The organism is Candidatus Photobacterium acropomis (assembly GCF_030685555.1).
GTDB lineage: Bacteria > Pseudomonadota > Gammaproteobacteria > Enterobacterales > Vibrionaceae > Photobacterium > Photobacterium lucens.
Map to the genome: position 1 here is coordinate 3076059 of NZ_CP131609.1, position 19800 is coordinate 3095858.

Annotated in this window: 17 protein-coding genes; 3 read left to right on the forward strand and 14 right to left on the reverse strand. The window is 42.6% G+C overall.

What is annotated here, in order from left to right; translation table 11 throughout:
* Window positions 1–16: 16 nt before the first annotated feature.
* The 8 genes from carA to murJ all read right to left on the reverse strand — a co-directional run bounded on the left by carA (window position 17) and on the right by murJ (window position 10304).
* Window positions 17–1156, reverse strand: a complete 1140-nt coding sequence (gene carA, locus Q7657_RS20805; RefSeq protein WP_107166822.1) for a glutamine-hydrolyzing carbamoyl-phosphate synthase small subunit — start codon at window positions 1154–1156, stop codon at window positions 17–19.
* Between the two features lie 543 nt (window positions 1157–1699).
* A complete protein-coding gene (gene dapB / locus Q7657_RS20810) occupies window positions 1700–2509 on the reverse strand; it encodes a 4-hydroxy-tetrahydrodipicolinate reductase (RefSeq protein ID WP_053987916.1) in 810 nt (269 codons plus the stop codon).
* Window positions 2510–2622: 113 nt separating this feature from the next.
* Entirely contained in the window at window positions 2623–3570 is a 948-nt protein-coding gene (gene ispH, locus Q7657_RS20815) for a 4-hydroxy-3-methylbut-2-enyl diphosphate reductase (RefSeq protein ID WP_107166823.1), read from the reverse strand.
* Window positions 3571–3582: 12 nt separating this feature from the next.
* The gene (gene fkpB, locus Q7657_RS20820; protein WP_053987918.1) at window positions 3583–4017 is read right to left on the reverse strand and encodes an FKBP-type peptidyl-prolyl cis-trans isomerase; all 435 of its coding nucleotides are present in this window, start codon (window positions 4015–4017) and stop codon (window positions 3583–3585) included.
* Between the two features lie 231 nt (window positions 4018–4248).
* A complete protein-coding gene (lspA, locus tag Q7657_RS20825) occupies window positions 4249–4776 on the reverse strand; it encodes a signal peptidase II (protein ID WP_107166824.1) in 528 nt (175 codons plus the stop codon).
* Complete coding sequence (ileS, locus tag Q7657_RS20830; RefSeq protein WP_107166825.1) at window positions 4776–7616, reverse strand: isoleucine--tRNA ligase; 2841 nt, start codon at window positions 7614–7616, stop codon at window positions 4776–4778. Before ileS ends, lspA begins: the two co-directional genes overlap by 1 nt.
* Window positions 7617–7621: 5 nt before the next feature.
* Complete coding sequence (gene ribF, locus Q7657_RS20835) at window positions 7622–8584, reverse strand: bifunctional riboflavin kinase/FAD synthetase (RefSeq protein ID WP_053987921.1); 963 nt, start codon at window positions 8582–8584, stop codon at window positions 7622–7624.
* Between the two features lie 160 nt (window positions 8585–8744).
* Window positions 8745–10304, reverse strand: coding sequence for a murein biosynthesis integral membrane protein MurJ (murJ, locus tag Q7657_RS20840; protein ID WP_053987922.1), 1560 nt, complete (start codon window positions 10302–10304; stop codon window positions 8745–8747).
* Between the two features lie 208 nt (window positions 10305–10512).
* On the opposite strand from murJ, the gene rpsT reads away from it, so the two are divergent.
* Both rpsT and Q7657_RS20850 read left to right on the forward strand, forming a co-directional pair.
* Window positions 10513–10773, forward strand: a complete 261-nt coding sequence (rpsT, locus tag Q7657_RS20845; protein WP_008988436.1) for a 30S ribosomal protein S20 — start codon at window positions 10513–10515, stop codon at window positions 10771–10773.
* 141 nt (window positions 10774–10914) lie between these two features.
* The gene (locus Q7657_RS20850; protein WP_107166826.1) at window positions 10915–11544 is read left to right on the forward strand and encodes a DUF502 domain-containing protein; all 630 of its coding nucleotides are present in this window, start codon (window positions 10915–10917) and stop codon (window positions 11542–11544) included.
* Window positions 11545–11601: 57 nt separating this feature from the next.
* Here the strand turns inward: Q7657_RS20850 and nhaR are convergent, their stop codons facing one another.
* The 3 genes from nhaR to nhaA all read right to left on the reverse strand — a co-directional run bounded on the left by nhaR (window position 11602) and on the right by nhaA (window position 14023).
* Window positions 11602–12489, reverse strand: coding sequence for a transcriptional activator NhaR (nhaR, locus tag Q7657_RS20855; RefSeq protein ID WP_107166827.1), 888 nt, complete (start codon window positions 12487–12489; stop codon window positions 11602–11604).
* A gap of 108 nt (window positions 12490–12597) precedes the next feature.
* Window positions 12598–12852, reverse strand: coding sequence for a hypothetical protein (locus tag Q7657_RS20860; RefSeq protein WP_008988439.1), 255 nt, complete (start codon window positions 12850–12852; stop codon window positions 12598–12600).
* Window position 12853: 1 nt separating this feature from the next.
* Window positions 12854–14023 carry a Na+/H+ antiporter NhaA gene (gene nhaA, locus Q7657_RS20865; RefSeq protein WP_008988440.1) on the reverse strand — a complete coding sequence of 390 codons (1170 nt, stop codon included), beginning with the start codon at window positions 14021–14023 and terminating at the stop codon, window positions 12854–12856.
* 522 nt (window positions 14024–14545) lie between these two features.
* On the opposite strand from nhaA, the gene Q7657_RS20870 reads away from it, so the two are divergent.
* Window positions 14546–15688: a Na/Pi symporter gene (locus Q7657_RS20870; protein ID WP_061014876.1), complete on the forward strand. Its 1143-nt coding sequence runs from the start codon at window positions 14546–14548 to the stop codon at window positions 15686–15688.
* 76 nt (window positions 15689–15764) lie between these two features.
* On the opposite strand, the gene Q7657_RS20875 is transcribed toward Q7657_RS20870, so the two are convergent.
* From Q7657_RS20875 to ptsP, 3 genes are all read right to left on the reverse strand, one after another.
* The gene (locus Q7657_RS20875; RefSeq protein WP_053987925.1) at window positions 15765–16616 is read right to left on the reverse strand and encodes a thymidylate synthase; all 852 of its coding nucleotides are present in this window, start codon (window positions 16614–16616) and stop codon (window positions 15765–15767) included.
* A 105-nt stretch (window positions 16617–16721) separates the two neighbouring features.
* Window positions 16722–17525 carry a sulfite exporter TauE/SafE family protein gene (locus Q7657_RS20880; protein ID WP_053987926.1) on the reverse strand — a complete coding sequence of 268 codons (804 nt, stop codon included), beginning with the start codon at window positions 17523–17525 and terminating at the stop codon, window positions 16722–16724.
* A 25-nt stretch (window positions 17526–17550) separates the two neighbouring features.
* A complete protein-coding gene (gene ptsP / locus Q7657_RS20885) occupies window positions 17551–19797 on the reverse strand; it encodes a phosphoenolpyruvate--protein phosphotransferase (RefSeq protein ID WP_107166828.1) in 2247 nt (748 codons plus the stop codon).
* Between the last annotated feature and the right edge of the window lie 3 nt (window positions 19798–19800).

The following is a 19800-nucleotide window of genomic DNA, read 5'->3' on the forward strand; positions in this document are numbered from 1 at the left end:
TCTTACTACTCCCGGCTTAGGCGCTGTGTTTCTTAATTAATTCGATAAAGTGATCAAATAATGGTGCTGCATCGTGTGGACCAGGGCTTGCTTCTGGGTGGCCTTGGAAACTGAATGCAGGCTTATCGGTACGATGAATACCTTGTAGCGAGCCATCAAACAGGGATTTGTGTGTCGCACGTAAGTTTTCAGGTAACGTTGCTTCATCAGCAGCAAAACCGTGGTTCTGGCTGGTGATCATCACAACATCACGATCTAAATCTTTAACTGGGTGGTTAGCACCGTGGTGACCAAACTTCATTTTCACCGTTTTTGCACCGCTTGCTAGGGCAAGAATTTGGTGACCTAAACAGATACCGAAGATTGGAATATTTTTATCAAGGAATGTTTTAGTAGCTTCAATAGCGTAAGTACATGGCTCTGGATCACCTGGACCATTTGATAGGAAAACACCATCTGGGTTTAGTGCAAGTACATCTTCTGCCGATGTTTGTGCTGGCACAACTGTTAAACGACAGCCACGATCAACCAACATACGTAAGATATTGCGTTTAGCACCAAAATCATAAGCCACTACGTGGTATGGTAGCTCACTATCTTCCTGTGCTTCTGGTAAGCCGTTCTCTAGTGTCCAAGAACCTTGCTTCCAGCTATATGTCTCGCTTGTTGTCACTTCTTTTGCTAAATCCATGCCTTTAAGACCAGGGAAAGCTTTCGCTTGCTCTAGTGCAAAGGCTTCGTCGAGGTTATTGCCTGCGATAATACAACCGTTTTGCGCACCCTTTTCACGAAGAATTCGAGTTAGCTTACGAGTATCAATATCGGCGATACCAACGACGTTTTGTGATTTTAAATAATCAGAAAGAGATTGTTCAGAGCGGAAGTTTGAAGCGATAAGAGGAAGATCACGAATAACCAGACCTTGTGCATGAATAGCGGTAGATTCTTCGTCTTCGGTATTAGTACCGGTATTGCCAATGTGGGGATAAGTAAGAGTAACGATCTGTTGTGAATAAGAAGGGTCGGTGAGAATTTCCTGATACCCCGTCATCGAGGTGTTAAAAACGACTTCACCAACGGCCGAACCATCTGCCCCAATGGACACACCGCGGAACACTGTCCCATCTTCCAGGACTAACAGCGCAGATTTGCTCAAGACAACCTCCAATTAAATAAAAATGCAATTAAAACAGATAAAGTTGCAATTACCCATTCCTTTAAACGCCAAAAACCATGCCTTGCTGATTTTTGACAAATTTCGCAAATTCTATTGATCAGTTAGCATTCTGTCAACATCACAAAGAAAATAAAGTTAGAAAAAGACTCCTTTACATCACTTTTAGCACCAACAAGCAAAAACAATACATTTAGTTACAGTAAAAAGCATCAAGCACAACAAATAAAAAGATTTAATCGTTTGCTTTTTTCACAAACACATTAACAAAATTTAATTCAGTAAAAAAACCAAAAAGAAGAAAGGTTTTAACGTAAAAACAGACAACACAAAAGAAAAAACACATCAAACACAAATTTAACCAACAAAACATTGCGTAAAAGGTATATTTATTACACTCACGAACGCTATTCCTAACAATCTTACTGAATAACGGAATTTATTCACTTTAGCGATATCGAGTTAGCTTTATGTAGGTATAAAAAAACCTGCTACATAGCAGGTTTTTTGTTTAAATCTATCAACTCACAATGAATCAAGCCCAAGAACATCTTCCATGGTATAAAAACCTGGTGCTTTATCATTAAGCCACACTGCCGCACGAACTGCGCCATTGGCAAATGTCATGCGATCCGTTGCCTTGTGGGTAATTTCTACACGCTCACCAATGTCAGCAAACATAGCGGTATGTTCACCAACAATGTCACCAGCACGGATTGTTGCAAAGCCAATTTCATCACGAGTACGTTCACCAGTGATCCCTTCACGAGCATAAACGGCAACATCACTCAGCTTATTACCCATCGCACCCGCAATCGCTTCACCCATACCAATAGCTGTACCCGATGGCGCATCCACTTTATGACGGTGGTGTGCTTCAACGATTTCGATATCGCAATAATCACCCATCACTTTTGCTGCTTTTTCTAACAACTTAAATACTAGGTTTACACCCACACTATAATTAGGTGCCATTACTACAGGGATCTCTGCAGCCGCTGCATCAATCAGCTCACGTTCTTGCTCAGTAAACCCTGTGGTACCAATCACGATCTTTTTATTATGTTGCTTACAAAACTCAATGTTTGCCAAGGTTGCAACAGGTGCAGTAAAGTCAATCAATACATCAAAATCATCAAGAGCCTTGCTAAGATCATCCACAATGATCACGTTCGCAATACCCGTACCAGCTAACTCTCCCGCATCAACGCCGACTAACGTCGAACCTGCACGTTCAGTTGCTGCACCTAGCTCTGCTTTTTCTGATAGTTGTGTGGCTTTTAATAGCTGACGACCCATTCGGCCAGCGGCTCCGGCTATCGCAATTCTTACCATTGCGTGCTTCTCCCTTGATGAATATATAATTATCTCAACACTGTAGCGGTTTTACAGATGATAAAAAAGCCCCAGCTTTCACTGAGGCTTATTCTGCACAAATCAATATGCTATTAGATATTCTTTACTTGAAGCTCTTTTGGCACTTCAAAGAACATATTCTCTTCTCGACCAGATAATTCTTCCACTTCAGAGCCTGTTAACTTTTGGATCTGCTGGATAATTTGATTAACAAGCTCTTCTGGCGCTGAAGCCCCAGCAGTCACACCGACTGTAGATTTATTATCAAACCAAGAAGCATCGATATCTTCAACACAATCGGTTAAATAGCCAGGTGTACCTAACTTTTCAGCCAGCTCTCGTAAACGGTTGGAGTTAGATGAATTTTTAGAGCCAACCACAATCATCACATCAACAGATTCTGCCATTTCACGTACTGCATCTTGGCGATTCTGGGTTGCGTAACAAATATCGTCTTTACGTGGACCTTGGATATCTGGGAATACTTGGCGTAAGCGATCAATGACATCCGCAGTTTCATCCACAGATAATGTCGTCTGGCTGACATAGTGAAGATTAGTTGGATCTTTAACGACAGTGGTTAGCTTATCGACATCCTCTGGTGTTTCAACAAGGTACATGCCACCATCTTGGTTTGCATATTGCCCCATTGTACCCTCAACTTCAGGGTGACCAGCATGACCGATCAGCACAACTTCCATCGCTTTACGGCTTGCACGTGCAACTTCCATGTGAACTTTAGTTACTAATGGACACGTTGCATCAAATACGGTTAATTGACGTTGTTTAGATTCGTTACGTACCGCTTGAGACACACCATGAGCTGAGAATATAACGATATTGTCATCAGGCACTTCGCTCAGCTCTTCAACAAAAATCGCCCCTCGCTGTTTTAGCCCTTCAACAACAAAACGGTTATGTACGACTTCGTGGCGAACATAAATAGGCGGTTGGTACATTTCCAATGCACGCTCTACAATGCTGATCGCACGATCAACACCAGCACAAAAACCTCGTGGGTTTGCGAGTAAGATTTTCATCAACGATTGCTCTTAACTTTCAATGGAGACAACCTCAACCTCGAAGGTCACGGCTTGTCCTGCAAGTGGATGATTAAAGTCTACGGTAACTGAATCACCCACAACGGCTGTAATTATACCTGGAATGTCATGACCATCAGGACCTGCAAAAGCAATGATATTGCCCACTTCAGCAGGCGCATCAGCACCAAATTTCGCCAGATCAAGATGGTGTATATTATCAGGATTCGGCATACCAAAAGCATCTTCTGGTGCTAATTCAAATGAATCTTTCGCACCTTCATTTAATCCTAATAAACACTTTTCAAAATTGTCAGTTAAGCTGCCATCGCCCATACGAAATAATGCAGGTTTGCCCATCGCATAGGTCGATTCCGCAACCGATCCATCTTCAAGTTTAATAGCAAAGTGCATCAACACTTCACTGTTATCTTTAATCACTGACATACCACTTCCTTTTGCTTAAACCATAGCGGCATTAATACCTTTACGGCTCATCTAATTTAATCTGTCCATTTAACAATAAAGCACTACGGGTATCAACGTGCTGATACCAAGGTTTTAGTGTTTCACTTTAATATTTTCTTCACTATCACAGTCACAGCCATTGTTTCGATATAAAAAAACGCAGCTCAATGAATGAACTGCGTTTATCTAAGATTAGTTTATTATGTGAACTTATTGCTGCTCTTTGGCTGCTTTATCTGATTTAAAACCATCTAAAATCAATAACGCGGCACCAATACAGATTGCACTATCGGCAATATTAAATGCCGGGAAGTGGTAGTCACCATAGAAAAAGTCGAGAAAATCGACCACAAAACCATGGTACATACGATCAAATAAGTTACCAAATGCTCCGCCAATAATTAGTGCATAAGCACAATTAGCGATTTTATTCGTCGCAGGCGTACGGCGCATCCAGTACATCAATAAACCACAGACACCAAAAGCAATTGCTGCAAACAACCAACGCTGCCAACCACTTGCATCACTTAAAAAGCTAAATGCGGCACCTGTATTGTGCACATATAGCAAATTAAAAAATGGTAGTACTTCGATTCGGTTTGGCCAGCCATAGCCCATTGTGTCCATCACTAACAGTTTAGTACCGTTATCGATGATAAATACCAGTACCGCTAGCCATAGCCAGCGAATACCTGATTCTTTAAGTGATAGCGATTGCTTCAGTGCTGTACTAGTCATTATGCAAACTTTCTCTCTTCGCCGTCGCCATCGATGTTAGTTGCACAGCGACCACAAATCTCTTCATGACCTGCAATTGTGCCAACATCAGCAACATGGTGCCAACAACGCTCACACTTCGCCGCTTCTGATGCTTTAACTGACACATATAGACCTTCGATATCAGTCTCTTGTGCATCAGCTGGTTTGCTATCAGCAACGACTACTTGTGCTTTCGATGTTAGTAGAACGAAACGAAGCTCGTCTTCTAGCTTGTTTAGCTTAGCGGCTAAATCAGCATTTGCAGCAAGTGTTACTTCTGCTTGTAGAGAACCACCGATCACTTTTTCGTTACGTGCAGCTTCTAATAGCTTGTTCACTGAACCACGTACTTTCTGGATTTCAGCCCAGAACTCGTTGTTTAGCTCTTCACCTTCAGCAAGACCAAATAGACCTTCGAACCACTCACCTGTGAATACGAACTTGTCACGTTGACCAGGCATTTCATTCCAGATTTCATCAGCTGTGAACGACATAATAGGTGCCATCCAACGCACTAGTGCTTCAAGAATGTAGTAAAGCGCAGTCTGACAGCTACGTTGAGCATGACCACCACGTTTCGCTGTGTATTGACGGTCTTTAATTACGTCTAGGTAGAATGAACCCATTTCAACAGAACAGAACTGCATTAGGCGTTGTGTTACTGCGTGTAGGTTGTACGCTTCGTAGTCTTTAACGATTTCAGCTTGTGCTGCCATTGCACGACCTACTGCCCAACGATCCAGTGCAACCATCTCTTCTGCTGGTACACAATCTGTTTCTGGGTTGAAACCGTGAAGGTTAGCAAGGAAGAAACGTGCTGTGTTACGAATACGGCGGTATGCATCTGCAGAGCGCTTTAAGATCTCGTCAGATACTGCTACTTCGCCAGTGTAATCAGTAGATGCAACCCATAGACGTAGGATATCTGCACCAAGCTTGTTCGTTACATCTTTAGGAGCAACGACGTTACCGATAGATTTAGACATCTTACGGCCTTGACCATCAACTACGAAGCCGTGTGTTAACACTTGCTTGTACGGTGCTTTATCTTTCATTGCTACTGATGAGATCAATGAAGACTGGAACCAACCACGGTGCTGATCTGAACCTTCAAGGTATAGATCAGGTTCATTACCATTAAACTCAGGACGGTTATCAACCACAGCGTAGTGAGTCACACCTGAATCAAACCATACATCAAGAGTATCAAGTACTTTTTCGTAATTTGCTGCATCTTCAGCGCTCATTACGTCAGTCAGATCGAGATCCCACCACGCTTGAATGCCTTTTTGCTCAACAAGCTGTGCTACTTTTTCAATTAGCTCAGATGTTTGCGGGTGAAGCTCTTGGGTTTCTTTATGAATAAACAGTGCAATTGGCACCCCCCAAGTACGCTGACGAGAGATACACCACTCAGGACGACCTTCGATCATACCTTCGATACGGCTTTGACCCCACTCAGGCATCCATTGAACGTTCTTGATTTCACCCAATGCTTTCGCACGTAGACCCGCTTTGTCCATTGAGATGAACCATTGCGGCGTTGCGCGGAAGATAATTGGAGTCTTGTGACGCCAACAGTGTGGATAGCTGTGCGTGATTTTTGAGAAGTTCAGTAGTGAACCGTGCTCACGTAGTACTTCAACAACCGCTTCGTTTGCTTTTAATACGTGTTGACCTGCAAAGATCTCAGTATCAGGTAGGTAAACACCGTTACTACCTACAGGGTTTGCAATTTCAAGGTTGTATTTTTGACCAACCACGAAGTCTTCTTGACCGTGGCCAGGTGCGGTGTGTACACAACCAGTACCTGATTCAGTCGTTACGTGATCGCCTAAGATAACTGGCACATCAAAGCTGTAGAACGGATGGTTAAAGCGAAGTAGTTCAAGCTCTTCACCTTTACAGAAACCTAGGATTTCTGATTCTTCAAAACCAACACGTGCCATTACATCTTTAACAAGCTCTGCTGCAACGATTAAACGCTGAGGTGCAGGGTGCGCTTCAGTAGCAGGTGTTTGTACTAATGCGTACTCAAGATCTGCACTGATCGCAACAGCACGGTTAGCTGGCATAGTCCAAGGTGTTGTTGTCCAGATAACGATAGACACATCGCCTTCGCCTTTATCTGCGTCACAACCGAATTTAGCCAATACTGCTGCTTCATCTACCGCTTTGAATTTAACATCGATAGATAGAGAAACTTTATCTTGGTATTCTACTTCTGCTTCTGCCAGTGCTGAACCACAGTCAGTACACCAGTGAACAGGTTTGAAACCTTTAAGTAGGTGGTTGTTGTCAGCAATTTTACCTAGCGCGCGAATGATGTTTGCTTCTGTCGCAAAATCCATAGTGCGGTAAGGCTTATCCCACTCACCTAGCACACCTAGACGAATGAAACTTTCTTTTTGGCCTTCAACTTGGCCTGCCGCGTATTCACGACATTTTTCACGAAATTCTGCAGCCGTTACTTTCTGACCCGGCTTACCCACTTTCTTTTCTACCATTAATTCGATAGGTAGACCGTGACAGTCCCAACCAGGAATGTACGGTGAGTCAAAACCAGACAGAGTCTTTGACTTAATAATAATGTCTTTAAGAATCTTGTTTAGTGCGTGACCAATGTGAATATCACCGTTAGCGTATGGAGGGCCATCGTGTAATACGAAAGATTTCTTACCTTTCTTTGCTTTACGGATCTCACCGTAAAGATCTTCATCATACCAACGCTTAAGCATTGCAGGCTCACGCTGAGCTAGGTTGCCTCGCATCGGAAACCCTGTTTCAGGCAGGTTCAGGGTATCTTTATAGTCGCTCATTGATTCTAGATTCCGTTACTTGGGCGAAGTTGGACATTATTACGCTCAGACAGCCACACCCGTGCTGTTTGAGCATCTCGCTCGATTTGACATTTAAGCGCATCGAATGATTCAAATTTCTTTTCGTCACGCAACTTATGGCGTAACACGACTTCAAGCTGACGTCCGTAGAGATCAGCTTTAAAATCAAATAAATGTACTTCTAATTGTCGACGTACACCTTTTACTGTTGGTCGATTACCAACATTAGCAACCCCCATAATAGGGCCGCTAGCTGCACCATACACTTCAACAGCATAAACACCAGAAACCGGTGTTACGCGTCGTTTTAACGGTATATTGGCGGTAGGGAAATCAATGGTTCGACCTAACTTTCGACCGTGAGAAACACGACCTGTAATACTGTAAGGCCGACCAAGCATCATCTCCGCTTGTTCAAGGTCGTCATTCGCTAATGCTTGGCGAATAGCAGTGCTACTTACACGCTGCTCAGAAACACAAAAGCTTTGGGTGCTCACCACCTCAAAGCCATGTTTTAGGCCAGCAGCAACTAACATATCAAAACTGCCACTGCGATCTTTACCAAAGCGAAAATCATCGCCGATCACCAGAAACTTAACACCCAATTGCTTAACCAACAAGCGTTCGACGAAATCTTCCGCACTCATGTTAGCAAAATGGTGATTAAAACTAATACACAACAGACGATCAATACCGACCTTTTTTAGCTGTAAGTATTTGTCTCTAAATCGTGTTAAGCGTGCTGGCGCGTTATCACCAGCAAACAATTCTAACGGCTGAGGCTCAAAAGTCATAACCGTAGCAGGTAATTGCATTGCATGGGCTTTCGCGACTACTTGTTGTAGTAACGTTTGATGTCCTAAGTGAACACCATCAAAGTTGCCGATAGTCAACACACAGCCATGATGCTGGGGTTGAATATTATGTGTGCCTCGAATTAATTCCATGCGCCCTGTTACTTATCACTCATCTCATTTCACCCAGTATCAGACCTGAGTGAATAATCAAAATCGACCTTTAAGCGAAAAATTCCGCCGCTATTATTGCTGAAAATATCGTAATTTCGCAGTAAAAGCTGGCGGATTATATACTACTCAACGCTTGCAATCAGCTATCAGTGCGCAGATGACGTGGACGAATGCCTAAAATCATCGCAATTACTAAATAAACACTGGCACCAATCGCAATTAAACCAAACAACCAACCGACACGCTCAAGCAAGTGGAAGCTTAGCCATTGTTCTATTGTTGGACTAAACCATAGCAAGCTAGACACCATCGCTACGCCAGCTATTGCCAAACGTAAAACAAAGAATAGTGTTTGGCGACTAATACGGTAAATATTTTCAATATGTAGGCCACGGTATAGCAAAGCTGCATTCAACAGTGCAGATAACACACTTGCAATAGATAAACCGACATAACCATAAAACGGTGCGAAAATGCCGTTAAACACCATATTGCTAACCATCGCAATAATACCAATTTTTACCGGTGTTTTGGTATCTTGGCGTGCATAATAACCAGGAGCAAAAATCTTAATTAACATGTAATTAAGTAAACCAGCCGATACCACCCAGAGTGAAACAGCAGTTTGGTTCACATCATACACACTAAATTCACCACGCATGAACATTACCATCAGCATAGGTTTAGCTAAGGTGATCATACCAAGCATCGCAGGAATACCCAGCAGCAACACCATTCGCACCCCCCAGTCCATGGTTTGTGCAAATTGCTCAGGGGATTTATCAACATGCTTACGAGAAAGCGCCGGCAAGATCACCGTTGCAATCGCAATACCAAACAAACCTAATGGGAATTCCAATAGACGATCTGAGTAATACAGCCAGCTGATCGAGCCTGTCATTAAGAAACTGGCAATGAAGGTATCAAGCAATAAGTTGATTTGGGTAACAGAGACACCAAACAACGCAGGCAGCATGAGTTTGCGAATTTTTACCACGCCAGGATCGTTCCAGCCCCATTGCGGGCGCACCAAATAGCCTTCGCGGTATAAAAACGGCAGTTGGAAACTAAATTGGATCAAGCCACCTAAAAAGACACCGATAGCTAAGCCAATTTCAGGTTGCGCTAAATGCGGTGACACAAACCATGCACAGCCAATGATCGCAATATTTAAAAATACTGGCGTAAATGACGAAATCGCAAATTTACCCAAGGTGTTTAAGATTGCCCCAGACAATGCAACAAAGGTGATAAACCATAAATACGGGAAAGTAATTTTTAGCAGTAAACTCGCTAATTCAAATTTTTCCGCATCTGCACCACCGTGAAGCCAGTCCCAAAACCAACCAAAACCAAACAATGCCGTTACTGCACCTGAGCCTAATACCCCGAGTAAAGTCACAATGGTTACAATACCACCAAGGGTACCGGCAGCTTTTGCTATCAGCTGTCGAGTGCGATCAACATCGCCAGCCGCATGGTATTCCGTCAATACAGGAACAAATGCTTGCGAAAATGCGCCCTCTGCAAATAGACGGCGTAAAAAGTTAGGGATTTTATTGGCAAAGAAAAAAACATCGGCCGCAGCCCCTGCTCCCATCAGGTTAGCAACCACCACATCTCGCACTAAACCAAGCACGCGAGAGACCAAAGTCATGGCGCTAACTATCATTCCAGAGCGTAAAAGACGCTTACTCACAAAAAAACCTCATAAAAGATGGTTCAGAAAGGTGACTTCTGATTCCAAATGCTGGTAAAATCTGCCGCCATATTAACCGTGTTAATCCGCAAGTGCCAACTAGATTGGTCTGGCGGTTATTCGCACAAATCATTTGACAATAGATAAGAACCAAGGCATAGTCCTCGGCCTTAAATTGTCACCGTACCAAGATTTGGGAGTTACACCCTTGGCAAATATCAAATCTGCTAAGAAACGTGCACTAACTTCAGAAAAACGTCGCCAGCACAACGCTAGCCGTCGTTCTATGATGCGCACTTTCTTCAAAAAAGTTATTGCTGCTATTGAAGCTGGCAACAAAGAAGCTGCAACACAAGCTTTCGCTGAAATGCAACCTGTTATGGATCGCATGGCTACTAAAGGCCTGATCCACAAAAACAAAGCTGCACGTCATAAAGCTCGTCTAGCTGCTAAAATCAAAGCTCTTTAATTTTTAATTATTGAGTTACGATTTGAAAAAACCGACCTTGGGTCGGTTTTTTTATACCTAAAATTCATATTCCCCTGACTCTTTACTTCCCTTTTTGTGGCACACTCCATCCACTTTTTCTCTATCGGCTAAGCACCCAAAATGAAAAAAACACTATTACGAGGTTTGCTTAACGTCTTACCTTTGGTCTTAAGCATCTGGCTTTTTTGGTCATTATTTGAGTCATTAGACAAAGTTGGCAACTTTTTATTCGGTTTATTCCACATAGGTGAGCTATTCAAAGGTGCCGGTTTCTTATTGATCCTGACTTTGCTTTTTGTCGCAGGCTTACTGTTTTCTGTTAGTCCTATCGCATGGCTGTATGATTTCATCATTCGTCAATTAATGCGCTTTCCGTTCTTTAAAACGGTTTATAGCAGCATTAACGACATTGCTTCTCTTATCAGCAGCGATAATAAAAATAAAGGTCAGCAAACCGTATTGGTTCGTCAAGCAAATGATAGTTACGTGATTGGCTTTATTATGTCAGATGATATGCCTGCACCACTGACAGCCGCATTACCTGACGGTGATTGGGTACCCGTGCTTTTTCCGCTAAGTTACCAAATTGCAGGTGTAACAACGCTGGTAAAACGAGAAGACTTAACGGTTGTTGATTGGTCGTTTGAAGAGGCAATGAAATACAACCTCACAGCGGGTATTTCAACGCCTAAAAATAATAACGATAAAACACAGAAAGAAACGGATGATACAGCGGATAAGCCTGTGTAATTATCGCTGTATCAACCTTTAGGCAACGTTAGCCCCATCATTTATGGTTGGGGCTGATTAAACAAATAAACTGCTAAAATCAGCCTCACAGATGCGTGTAACCGATGGGTGCATGATCATTCGTTCTGCAAAAATCACAAAGTACTCTTCTGAAATATCATTCATTCGTTTGACTTCGTAAACGTTGCATGTCTCTTTCAGCTCTTTGGCATAAATCGATGGTGCGATAAACATGGATTTTTGATAAGCCGAAAAAGCCTTAATTAAGGCAGAATCGTCAAATTCGCCCAAAATATTAGGGGTGATCCCTTGCTGATCAAACCACTGATGAAGCTTGCGTCCCATTGCTGAACGTTTACTTGGTACCAGCAACTTATAATTTTCAATACAAGCTGGAAATTCTGATTCATCTAATCGTTCTGAGCAGAAGAAGCTCATACCAGACTCACCCAGTTTTTTACTGTATAGACCAGGGCTTTGAGTGGAATCAACGGGGCAATCAGATAAGATCATATCAAGCTTGTGCTGAGATAACTGCTCCAACAGCATTTCGTGGGTTGATTCAAAACAACTAAAATGAATACGCTGATCTTCTGGCATCCCTTCAAGCAGTACCTGACTCACTAACCGCTTAGATAAGGCGTCAGCTACCCCTACTTCAAACAATTGATTGTCACGTTGGGTATAGTTAATGCGATCTAACATTTGATAGCTTAAATCAAACATCTTATCAGCGTACTTAAATACCATTTGTCCTAGCTCTGTTGGCTCTATTTGACGCCCAACTCGCTTTGTGAGCTTTCCTTTCAAACGATCTTCTAGTGCGCGGATCTGTCCTGTTACCGTCTGAGGAGCTAAGAATAAAGCATCCGCCGCCTTAGTCACTGAACCTTGTTTGCAGACCATCCAGAAATAATACAAATGATTATAATTTAGGTGAGACATACTCAATATTTAGCCAATAAAAAACCCCAACGACAAAGCTTACGCAGTGCCACTGGGGTCTTCAATCTTTATCTTATTATTTATCTAATAAGTATGTGCTAAAACCTATTAGCCCGCTTGCTGACGATTAAATCGATCTTGCTTACGGTATCGCTCACCGCTACGTTGCTCAAGGGCGCGTTCTTGAAAAGAAGATTTTGAAGATATCACTTTCGTTTCTTCTTTCTTCCCATCACTTAATCCCTGTAAGTACGCTTGGCAAACATCTGAGCGATCAGCCGATGTACAATGTTGGTATTTCGTTGATGCAACACTTGTTGTTGCGAACGTTAAAAACAGTACAGCTAATAGGTATTTATACATATTACGCCTCTACTTTTTGAGCTTCCTTCGGAAGAGAACGACTCAGTAGCACATAACCTACAACCGCCGCTACCGTTGAGCCTAACAAGATCCCTAGTCGTGAGTAGGTTGCGAAGCTTTCATCCGCCCCAACAAACGCCAGTGATGAAATAAAGATCGACATGGTAAAGCCAATACCACACAGTACCGATACCGCGAAGATATGCTTAAATCCGATGTCATCAGGTAATTTCGCAAAGCCACACTTCACAGCAATAACACAAGCAGTAAAGATACCCAGCGGCTTACCAATAAACAGACCAGCAGCAATACCTACAGGCAACATAGCCGATAAACTTTCTAACGACACACCATCTAATGAGATACCTGCATTTGCAAATGCAAAAATAGGTAAGATAGCGAAGGCTACATATGGGTGTAATACATGCTCAAGATGCTTTAATGGTGAGTGGGTATCAGAGCGCCCATCTTTACCTGTTAGTGGGATAATGAAACCAAGAACAACACCTGCTAATGTTGCATGCACACCTGACTTCAATACGCTAACCCACAGCACAGCACCAACAATTAAGTACCAAGAGATCTTAGTTACGTTCTTGAGGTTCATCCAGAACAGTACTGCCGTTGAAGCAAATGCAACAGCCAGTGCTACTGTTGATAGATCTGAGCTATAGAACAGCGCAATGATCACAATCACACCAAGATCATCAATAATTGCCAGTGCTAGTAGGAAGACTTTCAGACTAACTGGAACGCGATTACCCAGTAGTGCCATTACACCTAATGCAAAAGCAATATCGGTTGCAGCAGGAATAGCCCAACCTTTAATTGCCATTGGATCGCTGTAATTAAACGCAACATAAATCAGTGCTGGCGCAACCATACCACCAACAGCTGCAATCGCTGGGAAGATGGCTTTTTCTTTTGTATTTAATGCACCTTCAATCAGTTCACGTTTTACTTCCAAACCAATTAATAAGAAGAAAACAGCCATTAGGCCATCATTGATCCAATGTGACACTGATAGGCCTGCAACATAGCTATGCAGTGTATCGTTGTACACTGAAGCCAACGGTGAATTGGCAATGATCATCGCAATCAGCGCTGCAATGATTAAAATAATTCCACCAGCGGATTCTAATTTGAGAAACTTACGAATAGCATCGGTCATCGACCGTCACTCCTATAAAAAACAATCTGAAATAATCAATTAAATGCAGTTTAAACGCCAATCTCAGCAATTGTGAAATCGGTTGTTTAGATATAATTACTCGATAATTCCGAATAATTAGACCTTTAACAATACAATAACCGTACTGTACTAACGAACATCTGACATTTATGCGCATTTTCCCTGTCATGTGTTTCCCTATAACTATAGGCAAACTGTCATAATTGACCGATTTTTGAGGCCTTATCGGACAAAAAGACAATTTTTTGCTTCACTCCTTTAAAAAACATTCAAATTCCCTCTGCTTCATTAAATACACAAATATTTTATATATTACAAATAGTTAAAAACAAAAACACAGAATCCAGTTACTGCTATTTAATCGCTTGCTATCACAAAAAAGCGACAAACTGCCTTTATGACAATGAGTGTAATATTTCTGAAATATAAGCCATCTACTATTCACGCAGATTTCAACAAAATGACACTCAAACGACATACTATTGTCATGGAGAAATGATTATGACTACCCAAGCCACTACTGCTGTATCTAAGTTCAGCTCTATGCGTTGGGTCCGCTGGGCTAACCTAGCGTTCATGCTTTATCTTTTACTTGTTGCTGTATCTATGGTCAGCAGCGGTTTTAAATGGTCTGTTGGCGAACAAGCTAAGACCTTATTCGAATTTGCCTCTCATCCTGTAGCAGGATTAATGATTGGCTTAATCGCAACAGCATTAATTCAGTCATCAAGTACTGTAACGTCAATCATTGTTGGTCTTGTTGCCGGTGGTTTACCAGTAGAAACAGCAATCCCAATGGTCATGGGTGCAAATATTGGTACTACGCTAACGAATACGTTAGTTAGCTTAGGACATGCGCGTTGTAAGGATGAATTCCGTCGTGCATTCGCTAGTGCAACTGTCCATGACTTCTTCAACCTTCTAGCAGTAGCAATTTTCTTGCCACTAGAAATGATGTTTGGTCTGCTAGGTAAACTATCTAGCTGGTTAGTGTCTCCGTTCTTAAGTGCTGGCGATATGAGCATGAAGGGAATGGACTTTATGAAGCCATTAACGCAACCAGCCGTTAACCTTGTAAAAGGTCCTCTAGAAGCATTTGGCAACATGGGTGGCGCAGCATTAATCTTTATCGGTATTGCATTGATTTTCGTAGCAATCACGATTATGGGTAAACTAATGCGTAACCTAATGGTTGGCCGTGCTCGTGACATCCTTAAGAGTGCTATCGGTCGCGGTCCACTACACGGTATTGCATCTGGTACAGCGGTTACAATTTTGGTTCAATCATCATCAACAACAACAAGTTTGATGGTTCCACTAGTAGGTACAGGTGTTCTTAAAGTACGTGATGTATACCCATTCACCCTAGGTGCAAACATCGGTACATGTATCACGGCACTACTAGCAGCAACAGCAGTATCTGGCGATAACGCAGTATTCGCACTACAAATCGCTCTAGTACACCTATGTTTCAACGTGCTAGCAACAGTGTTGATTTACGGCGTTCCATTCCTACGTGAAATTCCGTTGAAGTGCGCTTTCTACTTAAGCGACCTTGCAACAAAGAACAAAGCAGCAGTAGCAGGTTACCTAGGTCTAGTATTCCTAGCTATCCCAGGCTCAATCCTAGCCTTCACTGCTTAATAAAACGAAACATGAAAAAGCCCAGCAGATGCTGGGCTTTTTGTTATCTAAAAATCAATCAGTTACTAACACATTCTTATACTGAGAATGGGTATTGAATCGCATCGTGGTGCTCGTAACCAATCACTTCAAAATCATCTAATGTTACCCATGTTTCTAAATCTTCTAACGATTTGATCTTAGGGTTAATCTTCAGCTGTGGTGAAGCAAATGGTTCACGCTTTAACTGCACATCACGCATAAGCTCTAGCTGATCTTCATAGATATGTGCGTTGATAATTTTGTGATATGCCTGACCCGCTTTATGACCCGTGATTTGCGCCATTAATGCAAGTAAAGTAAACACTTGAACTTGATTGAAATTCAAACCTAAAGGCACATCACACGAACGCTGGTAACTGGTTAAATAAAGCGTGTCACCAAGTAGTGAGAAAGTATGAGTGTGCATACATGGACGCAAACAACCCATATCAAACTCACCTGGGTTATAAAACGTCAAGATCTCACCACGATCATCAATTCCTTTCGTTAGGTCATCAACAATCTTCTTAAGCTGATCAATCGGAGTACCGTCAGGCTTTTGCCAGCGACGACCTTGCACACCGTAAACTCGCCCCATGTCATCTTCACCTTTACGATGAGGATTATTCAGCCATGCTTGGTTATCATTGGCATTAGCATTCCACGTATTACAGCCAATTGCGCGAAACTGTGCTGCATTATCATAACCGCGTAAGTAACCGAGAAGCTCTGCAATTGCAGCTTTCCAGAAACTTTTACGAGTAGTGATCAACGGAAACTGATTATTAGCAACATCATAAGTCAGATCTGCATTGATAACCGTTAAACAACGCTTACCTGTACGTTCATTTTCAATCCACACACCTTCATCAACGATGCGTTGGCATAAGGCTAAATATTGTTTCATAGTCCTACTCGTAAATTGAATACGCCCAGCAAAAGCCAGGCGCGAAAAAAGATTAGTGAATATTCTATCAGAAGCTAGTGTACTCTGCCTTAGCAGTCCCCTTCATTAGCTTAAAAACATCTTAATACTGATCACCAGTAGCAATATCGCAAATAAGCGCTTTAAGGTCGATGTAGGGAGCTTGCTGACTAACGCTGCACCATAACGTGTAGCTATCATCGAGGTTGCAGCAATACCGACCAAGGCAGGTAAATAGACATAGCCAACACTGTATTTAGGTAATGCCTCACTTCCTACACCTGCGTAGATAAACCCTATCATGCCAGAAATGGCAATCAACAGCCCAACTAGCGATGAAGTACCGATCGCTCGGCGCATTTCAACCCCAAAATAACTTAGGTATGGCACCGTTAACGAGCCACCACCAATACCAGCAAGGCTCGATACTAAGCCAATAACACCACCACTTATAGCGCATACTGGTGAGCTTGGTAATGGCTTATCATTGACAACTTTCATTGATAGCAGCATTTGAATTGCTAAGCACAATACAATCACAGCAAAGACTTTAGGTAAGTAATGGGAAGGAATAACCTCTGCTACCACACTGCCACTAAGACCACCAGCAATGATCCCTGGCGCTAAAAATTTCACCACAGAAAAATCAATATTACCGAGTTTAAAGTGATTGCGTGCAGAAGCCATTGAGGTCATGACAATGCTGGCTAAAGATGTTGCAAGTGCAATATGCATCACAAGATGCGACGCAATTCCGGCTTTAGGTAATAGCCACACTAAAGCAGGCACAACTAATAGCCCACCACCTATACCTAATAGACCTGCCAGTAACCCGACAACAGAGCCAAGTAGCAAACACATGCCAAATAGCCAAAGGGTTGTTTCATACATAGTTGTAACCAATTAAAAAGATGTTTTACTTACCTGCGCGGATAAATCCACCCAACCCATGATGCTCAACAAATAAGGTGGTTTTATCCCTTACTTCTGCAGATAAATGTGCAGCAAGCACATCATCAGCAAGTTGTGCCATGTCATTAGCTGAAACATGGCGAAGAATATACTTTATTTTGGCTACATTACGGGTATTCATACTTAAAGATCGATACCCCATTCCGACTAATAAAATTGCACCAATCGGATCACCTGCCAGTTCACCACACACACATACCGGGAGTTGGTAGCGCTCTGCACTATCAATGATATGTTTTAACGCATTTAATACCGCAGGATGCAGTGCATCATACACACTCGCCACCCGTGAATTATTACGATCAACAGCAAGCAGATATTGCGTTAAATCGTTACTTCCCACAGAGATAAAATCGACTTTATCTGCCAGCGCATGCAGTTGATATAACATCGACGGCACTTCAATCATAATGCCTAATCGTGGCTTACGAAGCTCCCCATCATACTCTTTGGCGACTTCCTGATAGGCGCGATCAACCAAGCTTTTTGCCTCATCAAGTTCAGCAATACCAGAGATCATAGGCAGTAAGATATCCATGTTATTCAGCCCAATACTTGCTCGAAGCATGGCTCGAACTTGGATCAAGAAAATCTCAGGATGATCTAAAGTAAAGCGAATACCTCGCCAACCTAAGAAAGGATTATCTTCTTCAATGGTTAAATACGGCAGAGGTTTATCACCACCGATATCCAAGGTACGCATCACGACACTTTGCTCGGGATAGGTTTGTAATATCGAGCGATACTGATTGATCTGTTCATCTTCTGAAGGAAAACTGCGTTGCAATAAAAAAGGCACTTCAGTTCGATACAAACCCACGCCATCAACACCTTTATTGACAGCAATGCTCGTATCAGCACTTAACCCTGCATTAAGGTGGATCATGATCCGCTGACTATCTTTGGTGTATGCCTGCTTATAAAGATCATCTTCAACAGTTTTGGCAAGCTCTTGTTCTTCACGCAATAGACGGCGATATTCAACCAACACATGACGATTAGGATTAACTAAAAAGTCCCCCCGGTAACCATCCACTACAACCAAATTGTTGTGCACCATATGAGGGACAAAATCGACACCCATGATCGCTGGAATACCTAATGCGCGGGATAAAATAGCCGCATGTGAGTTTGCAGCCCCTTCTTGAGAAACAACTGCGGCAAGCTTACCTAACGGCACAGTAGCCAACATTGCAGCAGTTAGCTCACGCGTGAGTAATACTACAGGCTCATCCCACTGCTGCTCATCGACTTCTTCATCGCGAAGAAAGAATAATAAGCGTTGACCAAGCTCACGAATATCTTGTGCACGCTCTTTAAGATACTGATCTTTCATATTGGCAAAGCGCGCAGAATAGGCTTCAACTACCTGACGAATAGCCCACTCGGCCTGATCACCACAAGCAATACGCGCCTTAAGATCCTTGCGTAACATAGGATCATTTAGCAGATGACTGAAAAGATCGAAAATTGCTAAGGTTTCTTTTTGAAGTTCACTATCAAAGCGTTTTCTTAACCGACGAAACTCTGCACTGGCCGCTTCAATGGCAATCGTTAAACGCTCTTGCTCAAAATTGACATCTAAACAAGACGTTGGCGCAACATGTTCTAACAGCGGCTGAGTATCATCCCACCAGGCTTTAGCCACAGCGACCCCAGCAGAAGCTGCAGAGCCTGTTAAATGCAGTTTATTACCTTGTTCAAACCACATTCCTTGGGCTTTAGCATGAGCTAAAATGCCGGAAAGTTGGGCTGCAAGCGTGACAAGAAAAGACTCTTCACTTTCATCGAACTCACGCTGCTCGCGCTGCTGAACAACCAGCACACCAAGGACTTGGCGTTGGTGAATAATAGGCGTGCCAAAAAAAGATCGGAATGATTCTTCTCCAATCCCTGGCAAATGTTTGAAATGAGGGTGAATACGGGCATCGGCAACATTAACAGGTTCAGCACTTCGACCAACCAGCCCCACTAGACCTTGATTAAAACGCAAACTCACTCGACGATGAGATTTATGTAAACCTTGCGTCGCCATCAGGGTATAGATCTGACGCTCATGATTCGCAATATAAACTGAACAACAGTCTGTTTTCATTGCCTGACAAGTGCTCATCACTAATTGATCGAGCGCTTCTATCAAGGTTTGAGCGCTGACCACCTTGTCAACTATCTCTCTAAGCTGTGTCAGCATAAC

What these genes read in the sequence shown, in the direction of transcription:
- dapB (WP_053987916.1), bottom strand. Translation starts at nt 2,509, where the DNA reads ATGGTAAGAATTGCGATAGCCGGAGCCGCTGGCCGAATGGGTCGTCAG.
- ispH (WP_107166823.1), bottom strand. Translation starts at nt 3,570, where the DNA reads ATGAAAATCTTACTCGCAAACCCACGAGGTTTTTGTGCTGGTGTTGAT.
- fkpB (WP_053987918.1), bottom strand. Translation starts at nt 4,017, where the DNA reads ATGTCAGTGATTAAAGATAACAGTGAAGTGTTGATGCACTTTGCTATT.
- lspA (WP_107166824.1), bottom strand. Translation starts at nt 4,776, where the DNA reads ATGACTAGTACAGCACTGAAGCAATCGCTATCACTTAAAGAATCAGGT.
- ileS (WP_107166825.1), bottom strand. Translation starts at nt 7,616, where the DNA reads ATGAGCGACTATAAAGATACCCTGAACCTGCCTGAAACAGGGTTTCCG.
- ribF (WP_053987921.1), bottom strand. Translation starts at nt 8,584, where the DNA reads ATGGAATTAATTCGAGGCACACATAATATTCAACCCCAGCATCATGGC.
- Q7657_RS20850 (WP_107166826.1), top strand. Translation starts at nt 10,915, where the DNA reads ATGAAAAAAACACTATTACGAGGTTTGCTTAACGTCTTACCTTTGGTC.
- nhaR (WP_107166827.1), bottom strand. Translation starts at nt 12,489, where the DNA reads ATGTCTCACCTAAATTATAATCATTTGTATTATTTCTGGATGGTCTGC.
- Q7657_RS20860 (WP_008988439.1), bottom strand. Translation starts at nt 12,852, where the DNA reads ATGTATAAATACCTATTAGCTGTACTGTTTTTAACGTTCGCAACAACA.
- nhaA (WP_008988440.1), bottom strand. Translation starts at nt 14,023, where the DNA reads ATGACCGATGCTATTCGTAAGTTTCTCAAATTAGAATCCGCTGGTGGA.
- Q7657_RS20870 (WP_061014876.1), top strand. Translation starts at nt 14,546, where the DNA reads ATGACTACCCAAGCCACTACTGCTGTATCTAAGTTCAGCTCTATGCGT.
- Q7657_RS20875 (WP_053987925.1), bottom strand. Translation starts at nt 16,616, where the DNA reads ATGAAACAATATTTAGCCTTATGCCAACGCATCGTTGATGAAGGTGTG.
- Q7657_RS20880 (WP_053987926.1), bottom strand. Translation starts at nt 17,525, where the DNA reads ATGTATGAAACAACCCTTTGGCTATTTGGCATGTGTTTGCTACTTGGC.
- ptsP (WP_107166828.1), bottom strand. Translation starts at nt 19,797, where the DNA reads ATGCTGACACAGCTTAGAGAGATAGTTGACAAGGTGGTCAGCGCTCAA.